Raw genomic sequence first — 18,405 nt, 5'->3', positions numbered from 1 at the left:
CCTTGCGGTGTACGGTGCAGGTTATGGCACAGGTATCCATCGGGGACAGCGAGTTCGACCGCGACACCGCAGTCACCCGTCGTGAAGAAGGCGTCTACGACGCGGAGCTCTCCGCCGGGTGGACCATCATCCAGGCGGTCAACGGCGGCTATCTGCTGGCCCTGATCGGCCGCGCGCTCGGTGACGCGCTCCCGCACTCCGACCCGTTCTCGGTCTCCGCGCACTATGTGACCGCCTCCCGCCCCGGGCCCGCGGTGATCCGCACGCAGACCGTCCGCAGCGGCCGCACGCTCTCCACCGGCCAGGCGTCGCTGTTCCAGTACGCGGAGGACGGCACCGAGGTGGAGCGGATCCGGGTGCTCGCCTCGTACGGTGATCTGGATGCGCTCTCCGACGATGTGCGCACCACGGCCAAGCCGCCGTCGATACCGCCCATCGAGCACTGCCTGGGCTCGGACGACGGCCCGGCGCCCATCCCCGGCTCGTCCGCGATCACGGACCGCCTGATGCTGAAGCTGGACCCGGCCACCTGCGGCTGGGCGGTGGGCGCACCGTCCGGAAAGGGCGAGATGCGGGCGTGGTTCGGTCTCTCGGACGGCCGCGACGCGGATCCGCTCTCGCTGCTGCTGACGGTGGACGCGCTGCCGCCGACCGCCTTCGAGCTGGGGCTCAAGGGCTGGGTGCCCACAGTCGAACTGACCACGCACATCCGGTGCCGCCCGGCGCCCGGCCCGCTGCGGGTGTCGATCGTCACGCGCAACCTCGCCGGTGGCTTCCTGGAGGAGGACGCGGAGGTGTGGGACAGCGCCGACCGCCTGGTGGCCCAGTCCCGGCAACTGGCCCTGGTCCCGCGGGGGTAGGGGACGCCAGGGACGACGGCCACGGGGATGGCGCCCGCGGGGCCGGCGCCTGCGGGGATGGGGCCCGTGGGTGCGGCGCCTGAGGGGATGACGGCCGCGGGGATGGTGCCCGCGGGGATGGCAGGCCGCGAGGCCCGGCCACTGGCTCAGTCGAGCCAGTGGCGCCGCCCCAGGCTGACCAGCCGCATCTGCCGCCGGGCCGTCTCCTGTGCCCGCTCCGAGGCCGCGGGCCCCTCCTCCGCCGCCTCCAGCAGGACCGAGGCGGTCATCACCATGTGGTCCACATAGAGGCCCGCCAGCATCAGCAGGTCGTCCTCGCTCCACCGGGCCGCCCCGGGTTCGGCCGCGAACGCGGCCGCCACCTCCGTGGTGAACAGCCGTAGTTGCGCCGCTATCGCCGCGCGCACCGGCTGGACGCCGCCATGCCGTTCGCGGGCGATGAACCGGACGTGCGCGGGGTGGGTGCGGACCAGAGCGGCGATCAGGTCGACGGTCGTACCGATCCGCACCTCGCTGTCGCCGGTCTCCGCGAGCGTCGCGGCGATCAGCCCGTGCAGCGAGCCCAGAGTCTCCTCGACGAGCGCGACGCCCAGATCGGCCGTGTCCCGGAAGTGCCGGTAGAAGGCGGTCGGCGCGACGCCCACGGCGCGGGTCACCTCACGCAGGCCCAGGCTGGACAGGCTCTGCTCCTCCAGCAGGCCGAGCGCCGCGTCCAGGAGGGCCTGGCGGGTCTTCTGCTTCTGGGCCTGACGGATGCCCACGGTGTGACTCATGCCATTCAGTAAACAACCGTTCTCCGCCGAAGGGAAGAGTAGACTCAGTGGTCAGTGAACAGTCGTACTCACAATTGTTCACTCAACCCGATCCGTACGTGCGCCGCACAGGGTGCACCGAAAGGACAGTGATGATTGCCCTCGTCGCGCTTCTCCTCGTCTTCGGAGTCGTGCTGGGTGCCGTGGCCCACTTCCCGCTCTCCGTCTCCCTGATCGCTGCGGCCGTCATCGGCTGCTGGCTCGCCGTGTTCGCCGTGCGCGAGCGCCTCGGCCGCGGGCGCGTCGCCGAGCGCCTGAACAAGTAACCGAGCGCCTCACCACGTCAAGGGAGCTGCATCATGGAACTCACCGCATCCGCCCGCACCAGGACCGGCACCCGCGACGCCGACGGCATGGCCGTCGCCGCGTTCGTGCTCGGCCTGCTGGGTCTGCTCGTACTGAACATCGTTCTCGGCCCCACGGCCATCGTGCTGGCCGCTCTCGCCCTCTGGCGCGGCACCGCCCGCCGCGGCCGCGCCCTGCTCGGCCTCGCGCTCGGCGTGGCCGACCTCGTGGTCCTGGCCACCGTCTTCACGTCGAGCGGTGCCGTGATCTGGAACTTCGGCGGCTGACCGGCCCTCGGCCGCCCACCGGGGACGCGCGGCGGGGAGGCCGCCCCGGGACTCGTAGAATCGTCGGCACCATGGCATACCTCGACCACGCTGCGACCACTCCCATGCTTCCGGAGGCGGTCGAGGCGATGACCGCCCAGCTCACCGTCACCGGCAACGCCTCATCGCTGCACGCCGCCGGGCGACGGGCCCGGCGTACCGTCGAGGAGGCCCGAGAGGCTCTCGCGGATTCACTCGGCGCACGCCCCAGCGAGGTGGTCTTCACCGCGGGCGGCACCGAGGCCGACAATCTCGCGGTCAAGGGCCTCTTCTGGGCCCGCCGTGACGCCGACCCGCGCCGGAACCGGGTGCTGGTCAGCCCGGTCGAGCACCACGCCGTCCTGGACGCCGTGGACTGGCTGGGCGAGCACGAGGGCGCGACGGTCGAGTACCTTCCGGTCGACAGTTACGGCCGGGTGCACCCGGAATCCCTCCGCGAGGCGATCGAACGGGACCCGTCCGATGTCGCGCTGGCCACCGTGATGTGGGCCAACAACGAGATCGGCACGGTCATGCCGGTCCGCGAACTGGCTGATGTCGCGGCCGGGTTCGGGATCCCGCTGCACGCCGACGCGGTCCAGGCGTACGGCCAGCTCCCCCTGGACTTCGCCGCTTCGGGCCTGGCCGCGATGACGGTGTCGGGCCACAAGATCGGCGGCCCCTACGGGATCGGCGCGCTGCTGCTCGGCCGTGAGTACTCCCCGGTCCCCGTCCTGCACGGCGGTGGCCAGGAGCGCCACGTACGCTCCGGGACCCTGGACGCCCCCGCCATAGCCTCCTTCGCCGTGGCGGGAACGCTGGCCGCCGAGCGGCGCGAGGTCTTCGCCCGGGAGATCGGCGCACTGCGCGACGGTCTGATCGCGGCGGTACGGTCCGCGGTCCCCACGGCCATCCTGGGTGGCGACCCGGCCGACCGCCTCCCCGCCAACGCGCACTTCACCTTCCCCGGCTGCGAGGGCGACTCCCTGCTGCTCCTCCTGGACGCCCAGGGCATCGCCTGCTCCACCGGCTCCGCCTGCACGGCGGGGGTGGCACAGCCCAGCCACGTACTCCTGGCCACGGGCACCGACCCGGACCTGGCCCGCGGCACCCTCCGCTTCTCCCTCGGGCACACCTCGACCGAGGCGGACGTGGCCGCGGTGGCGGCCGCGATCGGCCCGGCGGTGGAACGGGCCAGGTCAGCCGGGCTGAGCTGAGGCTGCCCGGCGGGGCGGACGGGGCAGGCGGGTTCAGGGGCGCTCGGGCCGCGTGCCGGGCCGGGCCGGGCCGGGCCGAGCTGGGCGTCACGGGCCCGTCGTCACGGTTCCGGCGTTATGGGCGGGACCCCTCCCGGGCCTTACGCACCAGCCGTACGTACCAGGCCCAGTCCCAGTAGGGCCCCGGGTCCGTGTGGTCGGCCCCCGGGACCTCCACATGCCCGATGATGTGCTGACGGTCGACGGGGATCTCGTACCGCGCACAGATGTCCGCGGTCAGCCGGGCCGACGACCGGTACATGGCGTCCGTGAACGACGACGCCCGGTCCACGAACCCTTCGTGCTCTATCCCGATGCTGTGTTCGTTGTAGAAGCGATTGCCGGCGTGGAACGCCACGTCCAGCTCCCGTACCGTCTGCGCCACCTTTCCGTCCCGGCGTACGACATAGTGCGCGGCGGCCGCGTGGGCGGGGTCGGCGAAGACCCTGAGCGCCATCGCGTAACTGCCCTGGACGGTATGGATGACGACCCGGTCGATCGCATAGTCATGGGGCCGGTCGGCCGACCGGTAATTGGCCGGGGAGGCAGCAGCCCACTGGGCTCCGGTGAAATCCACCGCCCCGTCCACCGTGTCTTTCCCGTGCGGCGTCCCGCCACCGGACAGGTGGTCCCAGATGCCCCTGCCCAGCGCCGCTGCACCCGCCGCGGCGCCGAGCCCGCCGATCAGCAGGCCCCGCCGGCCCAGGTGCCGGTCCCTGTCGCCGCCCATACCTTCCATATGTGCCTCAACGCATCCGTGCGAGCGCGGGATTCCCCCGTGCCCGTACCCTGGTACGGCTATGACTCAGACACCCCAGAGCCCCCGCCCCCGACCCCTCCGGGTACTGGCCGCGATGTCCGGCGGTGTGGACTCGGCCGTGGCCGCCGCCCGCGCCGCCGAGGCCGGACACGACGTGACCGGTGTGCACCTGGCCCTCTCCGCCAATCCGCAGTCGTTCCGCACCGGCGCGCGGGGCTGCTGCACCATCGAGGACTCCCGCGACGCCCGTCGCGCGGCGGACGTCATCGGCATCCCCTTCTACATCTGGGACCTGGCCGAGCGGTTCCGCGAGGATGTCGTCGACGACTTCGTCGCCGAGTACGAGGCCGGCCGCACCCCCAACCCGTGTCTGCGCTGCAACGAGAAGATCAAGTTCGCGGCGCTGCTCGACAAGGCGCTCGCGCTCGGCTTCGACGCGGTCTGCACCGGTCACTACGCCACGGTCGTGATCACCGAGGACGGCTCACGCGAGATGCACCGGGCCTCGGACATGGCCAAGGACCAGTCGTACGTCCTCGGGGTACTGGACGAGCGCCAGCTCGCACACGCCATGTTCCCGCTCGGTGACACCCTCACCACCAAGGACGAGATCAGGGCCGAGGCCGAACGGCGGGGTCTGGCCGTCGCCAAGAAGCCCGACAGCCACGACATCTGCTTCATCGCCGACGGCGACACCCAGGGTTTCCTCGCGTCCCGGCTCGGCACCGCGGACGGCGACATCGTCGACGAGGCGGGGACGAAGATCGGCAGCCACGAAGGTGCCTTCGGCTTCACCATCGGCCAGCGCAAGGGTCTGCGCATCGGTCACCCCGCCCCCGACGGCAAGCCGCGGTACGTCCTCGACATCTCTCCGGTGGACAACACCGTCACGGTGGGACCCGCCGAGGCCCTGGACGTCACCGCGCTCACCGCGATCAAGCCCCGCTGGTGCGGCGACGCCCCGGTCGGAGCCGGTACGTACACCGCCCAGCTGCGTGCCCACGGCGGCGAGACACCGGTGACCGCCGAGCTGGTGGACGGCGTCCTCAACGTCACCTTCGACGAGCCGGTACGGGGCGTGGCGCCCGGCCAGGCGGTCGTGCTCTACGACGGCACCCGCGTCGTCGGCTCGGCGACGATCGCCACGACCGCCCGGACCGGCACGCCCCGTGCGGCAGCGGCGCAGACGGCCGCGGCGCAGACGGCCGCGCCTCGGACCGTCGAGGCTTAGCCGGCCGCGCCTCAGATGGTCGCCCTTAAGGCTGCTCCTCGGACCGTCGAGCCTCAGACCACTTCGGTGTCGTAGAAGCAGAAGTGGTCCTTGATGTGCGCGACTTGGGCCAGCGGCTCCGGGTACGCCCAGACGAGGTCGGCGGCCCCGGGGAGTGACCAGTAGGACGCGTCGCCCTTGAAGGGGCAGTGGGTGTGCGTGTCCGAAGGGGTCAGCAACTCGGTGTGCACATCCTCCGGCGGGAGGTAGTAGCGCACCGGGAGCCCTGTCTCGTGCAGCAGCAGGGGGCGGCGGCTCTCGGCCAGAAGGCGCCCGTCGCGGACCACTCGTACATGCTCGGTACCTTGCTCGATGGTGATGCGGTGTCCAGTCGTCATATGGGATTCAGCGCATCAGGCCCGGAACTTCTTCCCCGCGGGCTGCCTCTACCGTGGACGCATGAACATCTGTGTCTTCCTCTCTGCCGCCGATCTCGACGAGCGCTACACCCGCCCCGCCCGTGAATTCGCCGAACTGCTCGGCCGGGGCGGCCACACCCTGGTCTGGGGCGGCTCGGAGAGCGGTCTGATGAAGGTGGTTGCCGACGGCGTCCAGGAGACCGGCGGACGGCTCGTCGGGGTGTCGGTGGACTTCCTCGCGGCCAAGGCCCGTACCAACGCGGACGAAATGGTGATTGCCTCCGATCTGGCGGAGCGCAAGGCGCTGCTGCTCGCCAAGGCCGACGCGGTGGTGATCATGGTGGGTGGTACCGGCACCCTCGACGAGGCCACCGAGATCCTGGAGCTGAAGAAGCACGGGAAGACCACCAAGCCGGTGGTGCTCCTCAACGCGGACGGCTTCTACGACGGCCTCAAGCAACAGTTCCAGCGGATGGAGGACGAGGGGTTCCTTCCCATTCCCCTCACTGACCTGGTCTTCTTCGCCGAGGACGGGGTGGCCGCACTGGCGTACCTCGAGGAGTCGCAGGGCGTCCAGTAGTGCGACGATGGGGCCCATGGCTACACATGTGATCACTGGTGCTGGTTCCGGCATCGGCGCGGCTGTCGCGCGCCGCCTTCATGAGCGCGGCGACCACCTCGTCATCGTGGCGCGCGACGCGGGGCGCGCCAAGGAACTCGTGGGACGCTTCCCCGGCGCCGAGACACTCGTCGCCGACCTGGCGAACCCCGACCGCATCTCCTGGGCGCTCGACAAGCAGACGATGCCGGAACAGGTCGACTCGCTGCTGCACATCGCGGGCATCGTCGACCTCTCTCCCGTCGCGGAACTGCGTCCCCCGACCTGGCACCAGCAGCTCAACACCAACCTCATCGCTCCGGCCGAGCTGACCCGGCTGATGCTGCCGCAGCTGCGGACAGTCCGCGGCCAGGTCGTGTTCGTCAACTCCGGCGCCGGCCTCAACGCCCATGCCGAGTGGGCCGCTTACGCCGCCGCCAAGCACGGTCTGAAGGCCCTGGCCGACGCCCTGCGCCAGGAGGAGCACGCCAACGGTGTCCGGGTCACATCCGTCTACCCGGGCCGCACCGCGAGCCCCATGCAGGCCAAGATCCACTCGCAGGAGGGCAAGGAGTACCGCCCGGAGGGTCTGATCGACCCCGAGTCGGTCGCCATGACCATCCTGACGGCCCTGGACCTGCCGCGCGACGCGGAGATCAACGATGTGACGGTGCGGGCAGGGCGCTGACAGCGGGGGCCGGGCGGGCCGGGCGGGTGGCCCTGCCCGGCCGGACGCTAGTCGGCCAGGCTGACTTGCGCCGCTGAGGCCACAAAACCGGTCCAGCCGACCCTGACCACGCCGTAGCCTGCGCCGAGCACCGCCATCGTGCCCGTACCGACGTCGTCCGTGCCCTCGTAGAGGGAAGCGGGCAACACAGTCCGGTGCAGTTCGTGACCGCTCCGCGCGTCCAGCACGAGCAGTTGGGCCGCCCCGGGGTCCTGGTGCGTCGGCGGCGCCGTCAGCCTCTCGTAGCGAGGTATGTACACCCGGCCGTCGGCAGTCCGCGGCAGGCCCAGCTCGTACCCCTTGCCCGCCTTCACGGTCCAGAGGGCCTTGCTGCTGCTGTCGTCGCCGACCTGCCGTGCGGTGAGCGACGTGTCGTCCTTGGAGCCGATGAGGACCATGCCGTCACTGATGCCGCGCAGATGGGCATCGTGCGACAGGGCGGTCATATGTATCTGGGGCCGGGCGCCCGACACATCCGCCGTGACCAGTGAGCCGGACAGTGTCAGGGAGACCAAGGTGTGGTCCCCGAGACGGCCGTAGCCGATGGACTCGTCCTTCAGGTGCCAGTGGGTCCTGCCGCTCGCCGGATCGACTCCGTACAGCTCCTTGGCGTACGCCTCCGTTCTTGAGCACTCCGTGGCGTCGAACGCCTCGGTTCCGGACAGGTCGACCGGCGCCCGGGTGTCCCACTCCTTGCACCCCGTGGGCGGAGCGATGGACCAGAGCTGCTTTCCGCTGCGCGCCGACAGGCCGGTCAGCCTGTTCTGCCGGCTGATGATCACGGTGTCCCCGGCGTGCCAGACCCGGCCGCCGGATTCCGAGCGGACCTTTCGGGCCACCTTCGTGTGCCAGCGGGGCTTCCCGCTCCGCAGTTCCACCGAGACCACGAGTCCGTCGTCGTACCAGAGGACGACAGCGTCGCCGACGAGTGACTCGGCCAGCAGAGCGGCCTTCTCCCGTCCGTAGTGCCAGTAGCTCTTGCCCGTGCGGACGTTCGTGGCCACGGTGCCGTCCGACTGCTCGTTCAGCACCAGCCCGCCGACTATCCCCGCAGGGGTGCTGTCCCCACTGGTCAGCACCCGGCCTGGCCGCTTCGGCGCGGTGGTGCCGAGGGCGGCGGGAAAGTCGCCGTGCGGTCCGCTCATCTGCTCGTGGAAGCGGGTGACGTAGTCGTACGTCTGCCAGCCGCCGACCGCGAGGACCAGCACCGTCACGGAGACCGTCAGCTTGATCCAGCGGGCGCGGATCCAGGCAGCAGCGGCCCGCGCCGACTGGGCGGGCGTCCGCCGTATCCGCGGAACGGCATACCGGCCCCTGCCCGGGGGCTCCGGATCCGCCTCCGCGTCACTGTCGCCGGATTTCCATGTCCAGCCGTCCAACTGGTCCTTCATCGGTCTCCCCCTCGAACTCCGTCCGCGATGGTGCTCATCGATACATACACCGCCCGGCCCGTCCCGGTTCCGCCCGGGCCCTCTCGTACCCTTCGGGGGTGAGCGAGAAGAGCAAGTTCAGTTGGGGTCCTGCCACCGGGATCGGGTCCATGCCGGGCATCGACGCACGGGAGAGCGCGAAAACCGTCATCGGGTCCTTCGAGAGTTTCCCCTGCCTGCCGGAGCTGCCCGCGCGCGGCCCCGGCGCCGACATGCTGGGGCGCACCATCGGGATGCTCGTCGAGATGTACGCGCACGTCGAGCCGAGCGGCTGGCGGGTGAGCGACCGGCCCGGGCGCGACACCAGGCGGGCACGCTCCTGGCTCGGTGAGGACCTCGACGCCCTGGAGGAGTTCACCCAGGGGTACCAGGGACCGCTCAAGGTCCAGGCGGTCGGCCCCTGGACACTGGCCGCCGGACTCGAACTGCGCGGCGGCGAGGCCGTGCTGGGGGACCCCGGAGCCTGCCGGGACCTCGCCGCTTCGCTCGCCGAGGGCCTGCGCACCCACCTCGCGGAGGTGCGGCGGCGGGTGCCCGGCGCCCAGGTGGTGCTCCAGCTCGACGAACCGTCGCTCGTCTCCGTACTGCGCGGCGGGGTCAGGACCGCCAGCGGATACCGCACGCACCGGGCCGTGGACAGGCAGGTGGTGGAAGGCGCGCTGCGCGACGTGATGGCTGTCGGCGACGGACCGGCGATCGTGCACACCTGCGCACCCGACGTGCCGTTCGCCCTGCTGCGGCGGGCCGGTGCCTCCGGTATCTCGTTCGATTTCAGCCTCCTCACCGAGCGTGACGAGGAGGCGGTGGGGGAGGCCGTGGAGGGCGGTATCCAGCTCTTCGCCGGTGTGGTGCCCGGCACTGACAGCGCATTGTCGGACCCTGCCGGTAGCGTCATGGGTGTCAGGACGCTGTGGCGCAGGCTGGGGCTGAATCCGGGGACTCTCGCCGAGTCGCTGGTGCTCACCCCGGCGTGCGGGCTCGCGGGCGCTTCACCCGAGTACGCCCGTACGGCACTTGCCCACTGCGCCCGCGCGGCGAGGTCACTCGCCGACAACCCTGAGTAGCGGGATCGGTTTCATCAACGGGAGGACGAGACGGTGGCTGTCGAACAGCAAGGTGCGGTGCCTGCGGAGGCACGGGAGAACCACGCCCAGCTGGCCGAGCAGATCGAGGAGCACCGCTTCCGGTACTACGTGAGGGACCAGCCCGTCGTCAGCGACGCCGAGTTCGACACGCAGCTGCGTGCGCTGGAGGCCCTGGAGGACCAGTATCCGGAGCTGCGCACCCCCGACTCACCGACGCAGAAGGTCGCCGGGGCGTACGAGACGGAGTTCACCTCCGTACAGCACCGCGACCGCATGCAGTCGCTGGACAACGCCTTCGACGACGAGGAGCTGGCCGCCTGGGCGGAGCGGGTGGCGCGCGAGGTCGGCTCCCCGGGCTACCACTTCCTGTGCGAGCTCAAGGTCGACGGCCTGGCGGTCAACCTCACGTACGAGCACGGCAGGCTGGTCCGCGCCGCCACCCGCGGCGACGGCCGCACCGGCGAGGACATCACCCCCAACGTCCTGACGATCGCCGACATCCCGCACCGGCTGCACGGGGAGCGCATTCCCGAACTCGTGGAGATCCGCGGCGAGGTGTACTTCCCGATGGAAGCCTTCGAAGGGCTCAACGCCCGCTTGGTGGAGGCCGGGGACAAACCCTTCGCCAACCCGCGCAACGCCGCTGCCGGTTCGCTGCGCCAGAAGGATCCGAAGATCACCGCGACCCGCCCGCTGCACATGGTCGTCCACGGCATCGGTGCCCGCGAGGGCTTCGACATCGACTGCCTGTCGCACGCCTACGAGCTGCTGCACGAGTGGGGACTGCCGACCGCCAAGCACAACAGAGTGGTGGACGACCTGGCGGGCGCCCGGGACTTCATCGCCCACTTCGGCGAGAACCGGCACTCCGTGGAGCACGAGATCGACGGGGTCGTCATCAAGCTGGACGAGATCCCGCTCCAGGGCCGGCTCGGCTCCACCTCACGGGCGCCGCGCTGGGCCATCGCCTGGAAGTACGCGCCGGAGGAGGTCAACACCAAGCTCGTCAACATCCGGGTCGGCGTGGGGCGTACGGGCAGGGTCACGCCGTACGCACAGGTCGAGCCGGTCACGGTGGCCGGCTCCGAGGTCGAATTCGCGACGCTCCACAACCAGGACGTGGTGAAGGCCAAGGGTGTGCTCATCGGGGACACCGTCGTGCTGCGCAAGGCCGGCGATGTCATCCCCGAGATCCTGGGCCCCGTGGTGGATCTGCGGGACGGCAGCGAGCGGGAGTTCGTGATGCCGGCCGAATGCCCCGAGTGCGGGACGGCCCTGCGGGCCATGAAAGAAGCGGACATCGATCTCCGCTGCCCCAACGCCCGCTCCTGCCCCGCCCAGTTGCGCGAACGGCTCTTCTACCTCGCGGGCCGCAAGTCCCTGGACATCGAGAACTTCGGCTATGTCGCCGCGGCGGCGCTCACCCAGCCCCTGGAGCCGGCCGAGCCGCCCCTGAAGGACGAGAGCGACCTCTTCGACCTCACGATCGAGCAGCTGCTGCCGATCAAGGCGTATGTCCTCGACCAGGACAGCGGACTTCCCAAGAGGGACCCGAAGACGGGCGAGGAGAAGATCGCCACGGTCTTCGCCAACCAGCAGGGCGAGCCCAGGAAGAACGCCCTTGCCATGCTGGAGAACATCGCGGCGGCGAAGGAGCGCCCGCTCGCCCGGGTGATCACCGGCCTTTCGATCCGCCATGTGGGCCCGGTGGCCGCGGAGGCGCTGGCACGTGAGTTCCGTTCGGTGGAGCGGATCGAGCAGGCCACGGAGGAGGAGCTGGCCGCGGTGGAGGGCGTCGGCCCGACCATCGCCGCCTCGCTCAAGCAGTGGTTCGAGGAGGACTGGCACCGCGAGATCCTCCGCAAGTGGCGGGCGGCCGGGGTCCGGATGGAGGACGAGGCCGGTGAGGACCAGGGCCCGCGACCGCTGGACGGACTGACGGTGGTGGTCACGGGAACGCTGGAGCACCACACACGGGATGGCGCGAAAGAGGCCCTCCAGAGCCTCGGAGCGAAGGTGACCGGTTCCGTTTCGAAGAAGACGGCGTTCGTCGTGGTCGGGGACAGCCCGGGCTCGAAGTACGACAAAGCGATGCAGCTGAAGGTTCCGGTTCTGGACGAGCAGGGCTTCGCTGTCCTGCTCGAACAGGGTCCTGACGCAGCCAGGGAGGCAGCGGTACCGGTGGAGGAGTAGCGGAGGAGCGGGGGCGGGCGGTGGGGCCAAGCTCACCCGTTCGGCCCATAGCAGATGGTTCGGGACGGTCGGGTCGCATTCGGGCAAGACCTGCAGAGCGCTGCCCGTCGGACCCTTCTGCGGCCTACTGTTGAAGAGTGCGCCCGTCCCGCACGGCTGCAATGGGCCTGCCCTGCTCTTCTGGAGATGCTTCCTCTGGAGTTTCTTCCCGAGTCCGGGACAAGATATGAGCCGTGACGGCATGACAGCGGGCCATCACGTGCATGGGCACTGCCGGCTGTGAGAGGGACGGGCATGAAACCGACCGAGAGCGCCGATCCGGGGTCGCGGGTGCGCGGTTTCGCGCAGCTCGCTCACTCCGTGGCGCGGCTGCCCGTTTTCCCGTTCGTCGTGGGACTGGCCGCAGTCGTCCTGGTGACCGGATTGTTAGAGGCGGTCAGCGACGGCCGCGCGCTGTTCCCCGACGGTACGGCGGGCTGGGCGCTCGCCGTCCTCACCGGCATCATCGTGGGGCATCTGGTCGCGCTCGGCCGTGACCGATGGTGGGGCGGCACCGGTTCCGGCGCCGCCCTCACGCTCGCCGTCCTGCTGCTGTACGGCTGGCTGCCCGCGGCGCTGGTCAGCCTGGCCGTCGTCGTCCTCGTGGGGGCTGCCCGCAGCCACCGCTGGCGGCAGGGGCTGCTGCACGGCGCGTCCGACATCCTGGGCATCGGCGCCGCCGCCCTTGTCCTCGCCGCCTTCGGCGAGACCCCGACGGTCGAACACCCCTGGCAGCCACCCGACTGGGGGATCGGCTCCGCGGCGGAGATCGTACTGGCGGCCGTCGCCTATCTGGTCGTGGCACGGGTGCTGCTCTGGTCCGCGGCGGGCCCGTCCAGTCGCGGGCTGCCGACCGTCGCCCGAACCGCACTGGTCAGGCAGGGGCTCGTGGGCGTCGCGCTGCTCGGCATCGCCCCGCTGATCTGCGTGGTCGCGATGTCCCTGCCGCTGCTGCTGCCGCTCTTCGCGGTGCCGCTGGTCGCCCTTGACTCCACGCTGTGGATCGCCAGGGCCCGTGCGGAGGAGCAGCTGCGCGACCCGCTGACCGGGCTGCCCAACCGCCAGTGGCTGCTGGAGCGGACCTGGGCCGCACTGGCGGAGGCGGAGAACGGCGGATTCAGGTCGTCGCTGGTGCTGATCGACCTCGACCGGTTCCGTTCGGTCAATGACACCCTCGGGCATCTCGCGGGTGACCGGCTGCTGTTGCAGATAGCGGAACGGCTGCGGTTCGCGCTGCCGCGCGGCGCGGAGGTCGCCCGCCTCGGCGGCGACGAGTTCGCCGTGCTGCTCCCCGCTGCCGACTCGGCGACGAGCGTGATGCGCATCGCCCGGTTCCTGGTGGCCGAGCTGAGCTCTCCGCTCGACCTCGACGGACTGACACTGGTGCTTGAGGCGAGCGCAGGCGTCTCGGTCTTCCCCGACCACGCGCTGGACGCCGAGGGGCTGCTCCAGCGCGCCGACGTGGCGATGTACCAGGCCAAGCGGGACCGCACGGGTGTGGAGGTGTACGAGTCGAAGCGGGACTCCAACACCCCTGACCGGCTCGGTCTGCTCGGCGATCTGCGGCGCGCGCTGGACGCGGGCGATGTGGAGCTGCACTACCAGCCGAAGGTCCGCTTCGACGGACAGGTGGCCGGGCTCGAGGCGCTGGTCCGCTGGGTGCACCCGGAGCGGGGCAGGGTCCCTCCGGACGAGTTCATCGCCATCGCCGAGTCGTCGGGGCTGATGCCGCACCTCACCGAGTACGTCCTGGAAACGGCTCTGGCCCAGGTCGCCAAATGGCGCCTCCAGGGGCTGAAGGTCCCGGTGGCGGTCAACGTCTCGCCGCGCGATGTGCACACCCCCGGGTTCGCCGGCGCGGTGGCGGCGCGGCTGGCCAGGCACGGGGTGCCGCCGGGCGCCCTCCAACTGGAGATAACCGAGCACGTCCTGCTGGAGGACCCGCAGCGGGCCGCCGACACCCTGGCCGGGCTGACCGCGCACGGCGTGAAGATGTCCCTGGACGACTTCGGCACCGGGTACTCCTCGCTGGTCCATCTGCGGCGGCTCCCGGTGAGCGAGCTGAAGATCGACCGGTCGTTCGTGGCCCGGCTCGCGGTGGACAACGAGGACGCGGAGATCGTCCGTTGCACGGTCGACCTGGCCCACTCGCTCGGCCTGATCGTCGTGGCCGAGGGCGTCGAGGACGACGAGACCTGGGAGCGGCTCCGCGACCTGGGCTGTGACGCGGTGCAGGGCTGGCTGGTGGCGGCTGCGATGCCGCCGCACGAGGCGACGGCATGGCTGCTGGCCCGGGGATCCCGAGGCTGGCAACGGCCCGCGGAGCTGGCCGCCGCGGCCGCCGCGGAGAAGGAGAAGCTGCCGTCCGGCCAGGTGGTGCTGCACAGCCGGCCGGGGCCGCGGCAGGAACCGCGCGCGTAACCCAGGGGTTCCGCCCGCGGGGTTCGCCCATGATCACGGCGTGACGGTGTTACGGCATGCCTGCGTCACACCGACCCCCCCCCGGGATCCCGCACTCCCCGGTCCCCACCCGTTTCCCGATCCCCGCCCGTCGGTTCCGATCAGCGTCGGGCCTGAGGCGGTTCAGCAGCGGGCGTGCGGCGGGTCAGCAGCGGGCCGCGGCGGTGCGTGACGCGTCTTGGCCACCCGGCTGAGCGGCTTCCGGGAGGGTGGAAAGCGGGGGCTGAAACCCTCCCGCTGCCCTCCCCGGTGAAACCGTTTAGTGGCCACGGCCCCCCGCCCCATAGGATTGGGCCAAAATCCACACACTCACCCCTGAGGATCGCTGCATGCCTGGCATCACGCGCGAGGAGGTCGCCCACCTCGCACGGCTGGCACGTCTGGAGCTGAAGGACGAAGAGCTCGAGCACTTCGCCGGACAGCTCGACGACATTCTCGGCGCGGTCGCCCGCGTCTCCGAGGTCGCCGACCAAGACGTACCGCCGACCTCCCACCCGCTGCCGCTGACGAACGTCATGCGCGCGGACGAGGTCCGTCCGTCGCTCACCCCGGAGCAGGCTCTCTCCGGCGCCCCAGCCCAGGAGCAGCGGCGTTTCAAGGTGCCGCAGATCCTGGGGGAGGACTAAGTCATGACGGACATCAACATCATCAAGCTCACCGCGGCCGAGATCGCCGGGAAGATCGCTTCAGGCGAGCTCACGGCCGTCGAGGTCACCGAGGCGCATCTCGCCCGGATCGCGGCCGTCGACGAGAAGGTCAACGCCTTCCTGCACGTCGACCGTGAGGGCGCGCTCGCCCAGGCCCGTGCCGTCGACGCCAAGCGGGCCAACGGCGAGAAGCTCGGACCGCTGGCCGGTGTGCCCCTGGCGCTGAAGGACATCTTCACCACCGAGGGCGTCCCGACCACGGTGGGCTCCAAGATCCTCGAAGGCTGGCTCCCGCCGTACGACGCGACCGTCACCAAGCGCCTCAAGGCCGCTGACGTCGTCATTCTCGGCAAGACCAACATGGACGAGTTCGCCATGGGGTCATCGACCGAGAACAGCGCCTACGGCCCCACCGGCAACCCCTGGGACCTCTCCCGGATCCCCGGCGGCTCCGGCGGCGGTTCGTCCGCGGCGCTGGCGGCCTACGAGGCACCGCTGGCCATCGGCACGGACACCGGCGGCTCCATCCGCCAGCCCGCCGCCGTCACCGGCACCGTCGGCGTCAAGCCGACCTACGGCGGGGTGTCCCGCTACGGCATGGTGGCGTTCTCGTCCTCCCTCGACCAGGGCGGCCCCTGCGCCCGTACGGTCCTGGACACGGCCCTGCTGCACGAGGCCATCGCCGGGCACGACCCGCTCGACTCGACCTCCATCGACGCCCCGGTCCCGCCGGTCGTCGAGGCCGCCCGCAACGGCTCGGTCGCCGGGCTGCGCGTCGGTGTGGTCAAGCAGTTCCGCGGCGAGGGCTACCAGGCCGGGGTCATCCAGCGTTTCGACGAGTCGGTCGAGCTCCTCAAGGGCCTCGGCGCCGACATCGTGGAGCTCGACTGCCCCTCCTTCGACCTGGCGCTCTCCGCGTACTACCTGATCGCCCCCTCGGAGTGCAGCTCCAACCTGGCCCGCTTCGACGCCATGCGGTACGGCCTGCGGGTCGGCGACGACGGCACGAAGTCGGCCGAGGACGTCACGGCGCTCTCCCGCGAGGCCGGATTCGGCGACGAGGTCAAGCGCCGCATCATCCTCGGTACGTACGCGCTCAGCTCCGGCTACTACGACGCGTACTACGGCAGCGCCCAGAAGGTCCGCACACTCATCACGCGGGACTTCGAGAAGGCGTTCGAGCAGGTGGACGTCATCGTCTCGCCGACCACGCCCACCACCGCCTTCCCGATCGGCGAGCGCGCCGACGACCCGATGGCGATGTACCTGGCGGACCTGTGCACCATTCCGACCAACCTGGCCGGCAACTCCGCCATGTCGCTGCCCTGCGGCCTGGCGCCCGAGGACGGTCTGCCGGTCGGCCTGCAGATCATCGCCCCCGCCATGAAGGACGACCGGCTGTACAAGGTCGGAGCTGCCGTCGAGGCCGCCTTCGTGGAAAGGTGGGGACACCCGCTGCTTGAGGAGGCTCCGTCGTTGTGAGTGCCATGACCAAGAAGGCCAAGAACTTCAAGAAGTCCAAGACCGGCGTCTACGTGTCCCTGGGTTCCACCGCTTTCGGTGCGCTCAGCGTCGCCAAGCAGGCCAAGCTGGCCCGCCAGGAGAACGACACGCTCAGGCTCGTGGACGCCGCCATCTCGGCTGCGGCGATCGTCACCGGACTGGCGATCCTCTACCGCGAACTGAAGCGCCTCGGCGACGACGACGTACTGCTGGGCTGAGAGGGAAAGTCTCATCGTGACCGTCACTGAACTTGCGTCGTACGAGGAAGCCCTCGCGACGTACGACCCCGTCATGGGCCTGGAGGTCCATGTCGAGCTCGGCACCAGGACCAAGATGTTCTGCGGCTGCTCCACCGAGCTGGGGGCCGAGCCCAACTCGCAGACCTGCCCCACCTGCCTGGGCCTGCCCGGCTCGCTCCCGGTCGTCAACGCGATCGGCGTCGAGTCGGCCATCAAGATCGGTCTCGCGCTGAACTGCGAGATCGCCGAGTGGTGCCGCTTCGCCCGGAAGAACTACTTCTATCCGGACATGCCGAAGAACTTCCAGACCTCGCAGTACGACGAGCCGATCGCCTTCGACGGCTATCTGGACGTCCAGCTGGAGGACGGCGAGACCTTCCGGGTGCAGATCGAGCGCGCCCACATGGAGGAGGACACCGGGAAGTCGCTGCACGTCGGCGGTGCCACCGGGCGGATCCACGGCGCGTCGCACTCGCTGCTCGACTACAACCGCGCGGGCATCCCGCTCATCGAGATCGTCACCAAGCCGATCGAGGGAGCGGGCGAGCGTGCCCCCGAGGTCGCCAAGGCGTACGTCGCCGAGCTGCGCGAGCTGATCAAGGCGCTGGGCGTCTCCGAGGCCCGGATGGAGATGGGCCAGATGCGCTGCGACGTCAACCTGTCGCTGCGGCTGCACGGCGTCGAGAAGCTCGGTACGCGCTCCGAGACCAAGAACGTCAACTCGCTGCGCTCGGTCGAACGCGCCGCGCGTTACGAGATTCAGCGGCACGCCGCGGTGCTCACCTCCGGCGGATCGATCGTGCAGGAGACCCGGCACTTCCACGAGGAGGACGGCTCCACCACGGCCGGCCGCATCAAGGACAACGCCGAGGACTACCGGTACTTCCCGGAGCCCGACCTGGTCCCCGTCGCGCCCGCGCGCGACTGGGTCGAGGAGCTGCGCTCCGCACTGCCCGAGCTGCCGCGCGTACGCCGCAACCGGCTGCGCGAGGAGTGGGGCGTCACCGAGTTCGACATGCAGTCGATCCTCAACGCCGGTGCGCTCGGCCCGATCCTGGCCACCATCGGCGCGGGCGCCCCGTCCGACCAGGCCCGCAAGTGGTGGATGGGCGAGCTGGCCCGTAACGCCAACGAGACCGGCCGCGAACTCGCCGCGCTGCCCATCACGCCCGAGCAGGTCGCCCGGGTCGCGGAGCTCGTCGCGGCCGGTGACCTCAACGACAAGCTGGCCCGCCAGGTCATCGACGGGGTGCTCGCCGGTGAGGGCGGCCCCGACGAGGTCGTCGAGAAGCGCGGTCTGAAGGTCGTCTCCGACGACGGCGCGCTCGGCGCCGCCGTGGACGAGGCCATCGCGGGGAACGCCGCCATCGCGGACAAGATCCGCAGCGGCAAGTTCGCGGCAGCCGGTGCGCTCGTCGGCGCGGTCATGAAGGCCACCCGGGGCCAGGCGGACGCCGCGCGCGTCCGCGAGCTGATCCTGGAGAAGCTCGGCGTCGAAGGCTGACCCGCCCACGCACGGTCGCACGGGGCCGCGCACCGGAACCTGTTCCACAGGTGCCGGGGGGAAGTGACCGCAG

The 18,405-nt window shown here is 70.7% G+C and carries 18 protein-coding genes; 14 read left to right on the top strand and 4 right to left on the bottom strand.

The window, feature by feature from the left end:
- Positions 1–23 precede the first annotated feature (23 nt).
- Positions 24–860, top strand: a complete 837-nt coding sequence (locus OG510_RS10395) for a thioesterase family protein (protein WP_406136503.1) — start codon at positions 24–26, stop codon at positions 858–860.
- A 146-nt stretch (positions 861–1,006) separates the two neighbouring features.
- On the opposite strand, the gene OG510_RS10390 is transcribed toward OG510_RS10395, so the two are convergent.
- Positions 1,007–1,633, bottom strand: a complete 627-nt coding sequence (locus OG510_RS10390; protein WP_406136502.1) for a TetR family transcriptional regulator — start codon at positions 1,631–1,633, stop codon at positions 1,007–1,009.
- 131 nt (positions 1,634–1,764) lie between these two features.
- On the opposite strand from OG510_RS10390, the gene OG510_RS10385 reads away from it, so the two are divergent.
- The 3 genes from OG510_RS10385 to OG510_RS10375 all read left to right on the top strand — a co-directional run bounded on the left by OG510_RS10385 (position 1,765) and on the right by OG510_RS10375 (position 3,479).
- Positions 1,765–1,938, top strand: coding sequence for a hypothetical protein (locus tag OG510_RS10385; protein ID WP_203599084.1), 174 nt, complete (start codon positions 1,765–1,767; stop codon positions 1,936–1,938).
- Positions 1,939–1,971: 33 nt separating this feature from the next.
- The gene (locus OG510_RS10380; RefSeq protein WP_406136501.1) at positions 1,972–2,244 is read left to right on the top strand and encodes a DUF4190 domain-containing protein; all 273 of its coding nucleotides are present in this window, start codon (positions 1,972–1,974) and stop codon (positions 2,242–2,244) included.
- 71 nt (positions 2,245–2,315) lie between these two features.
- On the top strand, positions 2,316–3,479 hold the full coding sequence (locus OG510_RS10375; RefSeq protein ID WP_406136500.1) for a cysteine desulfurase family protein: 1,164 nt from the start codon (positions 2,316–2,318) through the stop codon (positions 3,477–3,479).
- 115 nt (positions 3,480–3,594) lie between these two features.
- On the opposite strand, the gene OG510_RS10370 is transcribed toward OG510_RS10375, so the two are convergent.
- Entirely contained in the window at positions 3,595–4,257 is a 663-nt protein-coding gene (locus OG510_RS10370; protein WP_406136499.1) for an N-acetylmuramoyl-L-alanine amidase, read from the bottom strand.
- A gap of 61 nt (positions 4,258–4,318) precedes the next feature.
- Here OG510_RS10370 and mnmA point away from each other — a divergent pair, with 61 nt between their 5' ends.
- Positions 4,319–5,509: a tRNA 2-thiouridine(34) synthase MnmA gene (gene mnmA / locus OG510_RS10365; RefSeq protein WP_406136498.1), complete on the top strand. Its 1,191-nt coding sequence runs from the start codon at positions 4,319–4,321 to the stop codon at positions 5,507–5,509.
- Positions 5,510–5,562: 53 nt separating this feature from the next.
- Here mnmA and OG510_RS10360 read toward each other — a convergent pair whose 3' ends face one another.
- Positions 5,563–5,886: a DUF427 domain-containing protein gene (locus OG510_RS10360; RefSeq protein WP_406136497.1), complete on the bottom strand. Its 324-nt coding sequence runs from the start codon at positions 5,884–5,886 to the stop codon at positions 5,563–5,565.
- 61 nt (positions 5,887–5,947) lie between these two features.
- Between OG510_RS10360 and OG510_RS10355 the strand changes: the two genes are divergently transcribed.
- Both OG510_RS10355 and OG510_RS10350 read left to right on the top strand, forming a co-directional pair.
- A complete protein-coding gene (locus tag OG510_RS10355) occupies positions 5,948–6,487 on the top strand; it encodes a TIGR00730 family Rossman fold protein (RefSeq protein WP_164259181.1) in 540 nt (179 codons plus the stop codon).
- Between the two features lie 7 nt (positions 6,488–6,494).
- Positions 6,495–7,193, top strand: coding sequence for an SDR family oxidoreductase (locus OG510_RS10350; protein ID WP_406136495.1), 699 nt, complete (start codon positions 6,495–6,497; stop codon positions 7,191–7,193).
- Between the two features lie 47 nt (positions 7,194–7,240).
- Here the strand turns inward: OG510_RS10350 and OG510_RS10345 are convergent, their stop codons facing one another.
- Positions 7,241–8,623 carry a PQQ-binding-like beta-propeller repeat protein gene (locus OG510_RS10345; RefSeq protein ID WP_406136494.1) on the bottom strand — a complete coding sequence of 461 codons (1,383 nt, stop codon included), beginning with the start codon at positions 8,621–8,623 and terminating at the stop codon, positions 7,241–7,243.
- Positions 8,624–8,721: 98 nt separating this feature from the next.
- Between OG510_RS10345 and OG510_RS10340 the strand changes: the two genes are divergently transcribed.
- The 7 genes from OG510_RS10340 to gatB all read left to right on the top strand — a co-directional run bounded on the left by OG510_RS10340 (position 8,722) and on the right by gatB (position 18,332).
- Positions 8,722–9,726: a methionine synthase gene (locus OG510_RS10340; RefSeq protein WP_406136493.1), complete on the top strand. Its 1,005-nt coding sequence runs from the start codon at positions 8,722–8,724 to the stop codon at positions 9,724–9,726.
- 33 nt (positions 9,727–9,759) lie between these two features.
- Entirely contained in the window at positions 9,760–11,940 is a 2,181-nt protein-coding gene (ligA, locus tag OG510_RS10335) for an NAD-dependent DNA ligase LigA (RefSeq protein WP_406136492.1), read from the top strand.
- Between the two features lie 294 nt (positions 11,941–12,234).
- Positions 12,235–14,400: a putative bifunctional diguanylate cyclase/phosphodiesterase gene (locus tag OG510_RS10330; RefSeq protein WP_406136491.1), complete on the top strand. Its 2,166-nt coding sequence runs from the start codon at positions 12,235–12,237 to the stop codon at positions 14,398–14,400.
- A gap of 368 nt (positions 14,401–14,768) precedes the next feature.
- The gene (gene gatC, locus OG510_RS10325) at positions 14,769–15,065 is read left to right on the top strand and encodes an Asp-tRNA(Asn)/Glu-tRNA(Gln) amidotransferase subunit GatC (RefSeq protein WP_164259168.1); all 297 of its coding nucleotides are present in this window, start codon (positions 14,769–14,771) and stop codon (positions 15,063–15,065) included.
- Positions 15,066–15,068: 3 nt separating this feature from the next.
- Entirely contained in the window at positions 15,069–16,568 is a 1,500-nt protein-coding gene (gene gatA, locus OG510_RS10320; RefSeq protein ID WP_164259166.1) for an Asp-tRNA(Asn)/Glu-tRNA(Gln) amidotransferase subunit GatA, read from the top strand.
- A 5-nt stretch (positions 16,569–16,573) separates the two neighbouring features.
- On the top strand, positions 16,574–16,807 hold the full coding sequence (locus OG510_RS10315; protein WP_164259261.1) for a hypothetical protein: 234 nt from the start codon (positions 16,574–16,576) through the stop codon (positions 16,805–16,807).
- A gap of 16 nt (positions 16,808–16,823) precedes the next feature.
- Positions 16,824–18,332: an Asp-tRNA(Asn)/Glu-tRNA(Gln) amidotransferase subunit GatB gene (gene gatB / locus OG510_RS10310; RefSeq protein WP_406136490.1), complete on the top strand. Its 1,509-nt coding sequence runs from the start codon at positions 16,824–16,826 to the stop codon at positions 18,330–18,332.
- Positions 18,333–18,405: the final 73 nt, after the last annotated feature.

It is taken from the genome of Streptomyces sp. NBC_01089, assembly GCF_045162975.1.
Classification (GTDB): Bacteria; Actinomycetota; Actinomycetes; order Streptomycetales; family Streptomycetaceae; genus Streptomyces.
This window is presented reverse-complemented; position numbering and strand designations above follow the sequence as displayed.